This is a genomic window from Gardnerella sp. 26-12, from assembly GCF_001660745.1.
GTDB lineage: Bacteria > Actinomycetota > Actinomycetes > Actinomycetales > Bifidobacteriaceae > Bifidobacterium > Bifidobacterium swidsinskii.
In genome coordinates this window covers 1-2,074 of sequence record NZ_LWSR01000138.1, presented here as the reverse complement: position 1 = coordinate 2,074, position 2,074 = coordinate 1, and the positions used below count along the sequence as shown (strand labels likewise).

Genomic DNA, 2,074 nt, shown 5'->3' with positions numbered 1-2,074 from the left:
TTGTGATATTGTTAATTTATGTTAGAATTTCAACATATTACAAAGCGTTTTGGTGCAAAGACAGCGCTTAACGATGTTTCTTTCGTCGCCGAAGACGGTAAAGTCACGGGCTTTTTAGGACCTAATGGCGCTGGTAAATCTACAACCATGCGTTGCGCGTTAAATCTTATTCATGCAAATAGTGGCACTTCTCTTATTGACGGCAAACCTTACGCAAAAATTGCATCCCCAATGACGGAAGTTGGCGCAGTTCTTGATGCAAAGTCTGCTCACAGAGGTCGAACGGCTTACAATCACCTGTATTCATTGGCTTTAACTCACGGAATATCAAAGAAACGTGTCGATGAAGTCATTGATATTACTGGTTTAACTAGCGTAAAAAATCGCAAGGCAGGTTCATTCTCGCTTGGCATGGGTCAGCGTCTTTCCATTGCTGCGGCTCTTTTAGCAGATCCACATAATCTCATACTTGACGAACCGGTTAATGGTTTGGATCCGGAAGGTGTTAAGTGGGTTCGCGAATTATGCAAGTATTATGCAAGCCAAGGTCGTGCAATACTACTTAGTTCTCACTTAATGAGCGAAGTCGCGCTTACTGCAGATAATCTTGTGATTATTGCGCACGGAGAAATTTTGGCGCGCACAACAGTACAAGATTTTGTTAATGCACATTCTCAGCATGCTATACGTTTAGTGACACCTGAAGGCGAAAAACTAAAGTCTGTGCTCACTCAGAATCATCCGGAATGTAAGATTTTGTCTGATAATCGCACACCTCAAGATGTTCAAGAGGGCGAACTTTTTAAGGTAACAGGTTGTGAGCTTAATCAACTTGCTCGCGAAATTGCAGATAATCAAATTATGGTTTACCAGCTAAATCAAGAGCATGCATCGCTTGAGGAAGCATATTTGGCTCTTACGCACGGCCAAGAGCAGTACGTAACAAAAGCATTGCCAAATGCTACTGCTGCGACTGGAACGCAATATGCGGATGGAGGAAATGCAAAATGAGTGAGCAAATTAATCAATCTGTTGATCAATCTGTTAATCAAGAAACAAGCAACTCTTACAAAACCGGCAGAAGCATGAACGCTCAGCATCTACGTCTTACATTTATGCACTCGCTTAAATCTGAGATGGTTAAGTTGCGTGGACTTGCATCAACCTGGTGGTGTATGGCATTGGCCATTGTTTTGCCTGTAATTTTCAGCTTTATTATCGCGATTGTGCAAAAAACAATATCTAAAGTTGACTTTACTAAACATGGTGCGTCTGCTGGCAAATCAAGCGGTGTAGTCACCATGGGGCCGAGCGATAAAAGCAGCCTCATTTCTTCTCAAGAAGGTATTTTCAACTTAGTTATTAGTTTTGCCTCTATATCTTTGATTATTATTGCGATTTTTGCAGTGCTTGCTATAACAGCTGAGCATTCCACAACTTCAATTCAAGCTTCGCTTACGTCTGTACCACGCAGGGGTATGTTCTTTACTGCTAAGTTTGTTGCAATCACAATCTACGTTTTTGTTGTGCAACTTATTGCAATGGCAGTTTCGTTAGTTGCTGCAGAATTAGCATTTATGGGTGAGAATATCTCAGGCTTGTCTGGAAGTAGAACATGGCAATTACCTCTTACTCTGTTCCTTGGCTCACCTGTAATTATGGTTGTTGTGGCAGCAATGGCGTACGGTTTCGGCATGATTTGCAAGTCAACTGCTGGCGGAATTATGTGCGTTATTGGAGCCGTGATGATTTTGCCTACTTTTGTTAGCATTATTATGATTACGAGCAATTTCGCGAAGTGGACTTCAATACTTATGCAGCTTTTGCCAGCCAAGGCTGTGAGCCGATTCTTAGGAACGGGCGAACAACTTCCGCCAGACGCAACTGCTTTCGAATGGTGGCAGTCCGGTTTAGTGGTTCTCGCTTGGGCTGTAGTCATGTACGCAATTGGCTACGTTATTGAAAAGCATCGCGATATTTAAACATAGTAAGTATAAATAAAAAATAAGCCCCGTTCGATTGCAATCATTGCTGAGCCTGTCTCTTATACACATCTGACGCTGCCGACGAAGAG

2 protein-coding genes are annotated in these 2,074 nt (G+C 42.3%); both read left to right on the top strand.

Going from position 1 to position 2,074, the window contains the following annotated elements; genetic code table 11:
• The first annotated feature begins 18 nt into the window (after nucleotides 1-18).
• Nucleotides 19-1,011, top strand: coding sequence for an ABC transporter ATP-binding protein (locus A5295_RS05860; RefSeq protein WP_004105867.1), 993 nt, complete (start codon nucleotides 19-21; stop codon nucleotides 1,009-1,011).
• The gene (locus A5295_RS05855; protein ID WP_004574206.1) at nucleotides 1,008-1,982 is read left to right on the top strand and encodes an ABC transporter permease subunit; all 975 of its coding nucleotides are present in this window, start codon (nucleotides 1,008-1,010) and stop codon (nucleotides 1,980-1,982) included. The genes A5295_RS05860 and A5295_RS05855 overlap by 4 nt, the downstream gene beginning before the upstream one ends.
• Nucleotides 1,983-2,074: the final 92 nt, after the last annotated feature.

Bases quoted from the DNA above. Each gene is read 5' to 3' on its own strand.
- A5295_RS05855 (WP_004574206.1), top strand. From the start codon at position 1,008: ATGAGTGAGCAAATTAATCAATCTGTTGATCAATCTGTTAATCAAGAA.
- A5295_RS05860 (WP_004105867.1), top strand. From the start codon at position 19: ATGTTAGAATTTCAACATATTACAAAGCGTTTTGGTGCAAAGACAGCG.